Here is a 4,115-nt window from a genome sequence, read left to right as displayed (position 1 = left end):
TGCGCGGCTACGTGTCCATGTGCTTCGGCGACCCGTGGGAGGGCGCGGTGCCGCTCCGCCAGGTGGCCCGCGTCTGCACGGCCCTGCGGGACATGGGCTGCGACGAGCTGAGCCTGGGCGACACGATCGGGGTGGCCACGCCGGGCCATGTGCGGGGGCTGCTGTCCCTGCTGGGCGAGGAGGGCGTGCCGGCGGACGTGCTCGGCGTGCACTTCCACGACACCTACGGCCAGGCGCTCGCCAACACGCTCGCCGCGCTGCAGCACGGCGTCACCACGGTCGACGCCTCCGCCGGCGGGCTCGGCGGCTGCCCGTACGCCAGGTCCGCCACCGGGAACCTCGCCACCGAAGACCTCGTCTGGATGCTGCACGGACTCGGCATCGAGACGGGGGTCGACCTCGGCCGTCTGACCGCCACCAGCGTGTGGATGGCCGAACAGCTGGGCCGGCCCAGTCCGTCCCGTACCGTCCGCGCTCTCTCCCACAAGGACCAGTGATCAGCATGGACCACCGCCTCAGCCCCGAGCTGGAGGAACTCCGCCGCACGGTCGAGCAGTTCGCGCACGATGTCGTGGCGCCGAAGATCGGCGACTTCTACGAGCGGCACGAGTTCCCGTACGAGATCGTCCGGGAGATGGGCCGCATGGGCCTGTTCGGGCTGCCGTTCCCGGAGGAGTACGGCGGGATGGGCGGCGACTACCTGGCGCTGGGCATCGCGCTGGAGGAGCTGGCCCGCGTCGACTCCTCGGTGGCCATCACGCTGGAGGCGGGGGTGTCGCTGGGCGCGATGCCGATCCACCTCTTCGGCACGCCCGAGCAGAAGCAGCAGTGGCTGCCCCGGCTGTGCTCCGGCGAGATCCTGGGCGCGTTCGGCCTGACGGAACCCGACGGCGGCAGCGACGCCGGGGCGACCCGTACGACGGCCCGTCTGGACCCGGACACCGACGAGTGGGTGATCAACGGCACCAAGTGCTTCATCACCAACTCCGGTACGGACATCACGGGCCTGGTCACGGTGACCGCGGTGACCGGCCGCAAGCCGGACGGCAGGCCGGAGATCTCGGCGATCATCGTCCCGGCCGGCACGCCGGGCTTCACGGTGGCGGCGCCGTACTCGAAGGTCGGCTGGAACGCCTCCGACACGCGCGAGCTGTCCTTCGCCGACGTCCGGGTGCCCGCCGCGAACCTGCTGGGCGAACGGGGCCGCGGCTACAGCCAGTTCCTGCGCATCCTGGACGAGGGCCGCGTCGCGATCGCCGCGCTCGCCACGGGCCTGGCCCAGGGCTGCGTGGACGAGTCGGTGAAGTACGCCAAGGAGCGCCACGCCTTCGGCCGGCCCATCGGCGCCAACCAGGCCATCCAGTTCAAGATCGCCGACATGGAGATGAAGGCCCACACGGCCCGTCTTGCCTGGCGTGACGCGGCCAGCCGGCTGGTGACCGGCGAACCCTTCAAGAAGGAGGCGGCCCTGGCCAAGCTCCACTCCTCCACGGTCGCCGTCGACAACGCCCGCGAGGCCACCCAGATCCACGGCGGCTACGGCTTCATGAACGAGTACCCGGTGGCCCGCATGTGGCGCGACTCCAAGATCCTGGAGATCGGCGAGGGCACGAGCGAGGTCCAGCGCATGCTGATCGCCCGCGAGCTGGGCCTGGTGAGCTGAGCCCCGCACGGGACCGGCACCGGACGGCGGCCGGTCCCGTGTCACCGCGTGCCGTCACCGCCGTCGTCCGCTCGGGTGCGCCGGGCCTCGGCCACGACGCGGCGCCAGGAGCGGATCACGTCGGGCACCTGGTCCAGGACCCCTTTCAGGGCGGACAGGGCCGCGGACACGACGCCTGCCGTCCCCAGAATCACCAGGATGATCTGCAGATCCACGCTCGGGTTCCTCCTGCGCCGGAGGGTGGCCGAGCCGAGGGCGAACCGCATGCTGGAGGGCAGGTGTCTCAGGCCGACCACCCGGAATTCGGATGACCAACTGAGGCCCTGCCGACGTACAGGCCGTGTATGCGGTTGTCGCGATTGACGCGGCGTCGGCTGTGCCGGCCGCCACGCCCGAAAGGGACGTCGGACCCATTCCCGTCGCAGCCGGCTGTGCCGGCCGTGCAGTGCCGACTGTAGCCGCGCGGCCCCCGGTCTGTCCGCCGTACCGCCAACTCCCGTGGCTCCACGGGTCGTCCGCACGTCCCGCACCGGCCGGGCGGCCGGACACCCTCTCGACATCAGATGAGGTTAGGCTAACCTACCTTGGAACTTGTCCGGCGGGCGCTCCGCCCCGTTCGAAAGCAGTCATACCCATGCCCCTTGCCCGTGCCACCCACCTCACTCGTCGCGGCCTGCTCGCCGCCGGCGGCGCGCTCGGTCTCGGTGCCGCGCTCGCCGCCTGCGGGGACGACCAGGGCAAAGACAGCGGCACGGGGGCGAAGGGCGGGAAGTCCGGGGCCTGGTCCTTCAAGGACGACCGCGGCACGACCGTGAAGCTGGACAAGGTCCCCGCGAACATCGTCGCGTTCACCGGCGTCGGCGCCGCGCTGTACGACTACGGCATCCAGGTGAAGGGCGTCTTCGGCCCGACGAGGACCACCGCCGGCAAGCCCGACGTCCAGGCCGGCGACATGGACATCAGCAAGGTGACCGTCCTGGGCAACGCCTGGGGCCAGTTCAGCATCGAGAAGTACGCCTCCCTCGCCCCGGACGTCCTCATCACCACGATGTTCGACGACGCCGGCACCCTCTGGTACGTCCCCGAGGAGTCGAAGAAGAAGATCGCCCAGCTGGCCCCCGGTGTCGGCATCTCCGTCTACGACCGCCAGCTCACCCAGCCGCTGCAGCGCATGTGGGACCTCGCCGAGTCGCTCGGTGCGGACATGAAGGCCGCGAAGGCGACCGACGCCAAGAAGCGCTTCGAGGCCGCCGCCGCCCGGCTGCGCGCGGCCGCCAAGGCCAAGCCCGGCCTCAAGGTGATGGCCGGCAGCGCCAGCGACCAGCTGTTCTACGTCTCGGGCACCAACCTCTCCGTCGACCTGGAGTACTTCAAGGCCCTCGGCGTGAACTTCGTGGAGCCGCCGGAGAGCGCCAAGAAGCAGGGCGGCGGCTGGTACGAGTCGCTCAGCTGGGAGAACGTCGACAAGTACCGGGCGGACATCATCATGATGGACGACCGCTCCTCGGCCATCCAGCCCGCCGACATCACCAAGGCCACCTGGAAGAAGCTGCCCGCGGTGAAGGCCGGGCAGGTCATCCCCCGCTCCCCCGAGCCGATCCTGTCGTACGACAAGTGCGTGCCGCTGCTGACGCGCCTGGCCGAGGCCCTGGAGAAGGCCGAGAAGGTCGGCTGAATCCCGGCGAAGCCCTGACCCCCCTTCCTCAGGAGCCCCCATGACGACGGCCGTTGCCGCCCCGTTCCGCTTCTTCGCCCTGCAGGTCGTACGGACGAGGCGGCTCGGTCCGTCCCTGGTCCGGGTCACCTTCGGCGGACCCGATCTGCACGCCTTCCACTCCGACGGCCGGGACCAGTCGCTGTCGCTCTTCCTCCCGCACCCCGGGCAGGACGAGCCCGTCGTGCCGCTGGAGCTGGGCGACGACTGGTGGCAGGGCTGGCGGGAACTGCCGGACGACGTACGGGCGGTGATGCGCTCGTACACGCTCAGGGCACTGCGCCGGGACCCCGACGAGATCGACGTCGACTTCGCGCTGCACGGGGTCGGGCCGGGCGCCGCCGCCCCCGCCGGGCCGGCCTCCCGCTGGGCCGCGCGGGCCGCCGCGGGCGACCGGGTGCTGCTGCTCGGGCCCGCCGTCGCCGACAACCGGGCGATCCGGTTCCGCCCGCCGGAGGACACCGGCCTCGTCGTGCTCTGCGGCGACGAGACCGCCGTGCCGGCCGCGACCGCGATCCTGGAGTCGCTGCCCGCCGGCACCCGGGTCCGGGCCTGGCTGGAGGTGCCGCACGCCGGTGACGTGCAGGACGTGCGCACCGAGGCGGACGCGGAGATCACGTGGCTCGTACGGCACGACGGGTCCCCCACGGCCGTCGACGCCGTACGGGCCGCCCGGCTCGCCGGCACCGAGCGGGCGTACGTCTGGCTGGCGGGCGAGTCGGGCCGGGTGAGGGCGCT

5 protein-coding genes are annotated in these 4,115 nt (G+C 71.8%); 4 read left to right on the top strand and 1 reads right to left on the bottom strand.

Going from position 1 to position 4,115, the window contains the following annotated elements; translation table 11 throughout:
* Both IE312_RS40725 and IE312_RS18360 read left to right on the top strand, forming a co-directional pair.
* A partial coding sequence (locus tag IE312_RS40725) for a hydroxymethylglutaryl-CoA lyase-like TIM-barrel protein (RefSeq protein WP_502266976.1) occupies nt 1-497 on the top strand: 497 nt, incomplete at its 5' end.
* Between the two features lie 5 nt (nt 498-502).
* Nucleotides 503-1,663 (top strand): acyl-CoA dehydrogenase family protein, encoded by a 1,161-nt coding sequence (locus IE312_RS18360; RefSeq protein ID WP_189983088.1) that lies wholly within the window; start codon nt 503-505, stop codon nt 1,661-1,663.
* A gap of 41 nt (nt 1,664-1,704) precedes the next feature.
* Here IE312_RS18360 and IE312_RS18355 read toward each other — a convergent pair whose 3' ends face one another.
* Complete coding sequence (locus tag IE312_RS18355; RefSeq protein ID WP_189983086.1) at nt 1,705-1,878, bottom strand: hypothetical protein; 174 nt, start codon at nt 1,876-1,878, stop codon at nt 1,705-1,707.
* A 419-nt stretch (nt 1,879-2,297) separates the two neighbouring features.
* Here IE312_RS18355 and IE312_RS18350 point away from each other — a divergent pair, with 419 nt between their 5' ends.
* Entirely contained in the window at nt 2,298-3,338 is a 1,041-nt protein-coding gene (locus IE312_RS18350) for an ABC transporter substrate-binding protein (protein WP_189983084.1), read from the top strand.
* A gap of 40 nt (nt 3,339-3,378) precedes the next feature.
* Nucleotides 3,379-4,115: siderophore-interacting protein (locus IE312_RS18345; protein ID WP_229900034.1), on the top strand; the 737-nt coding region annotated here is incomplete at its 3' end.

It is taken from the genome of Streptomyces capoamus (assembly GCF_014654935.1).
GTDB lineage: Bacteria > Actinomycetota > Actinomycetes > Streptomycetales > Streptomycetaceae > Streptomyces > Streptomyces capoamus.
Note: the sequence above shows the minus strand (reverse complement) of the source record. Positions and strands in the feature narration are given on the sequence as shown.

What these genes read in the sequence shown, in the direction of transcription:
- IE312_RS18360 (WP_189983088.1), top strand. Translation starts at nt 503, where the DNA reads ATGGACCACCGCCTCAGCCCCGAGCTGGAGGAACTCCGCCGCACGGTC.
- IE312_RS18350 (WP_189983084.1), top strand. Translation starts at nt 2,298, where the DNA reads ATGCCCCTTGCCCGTGCCACCCACCTCACTCGTCGCGGCCTGCTCGCC.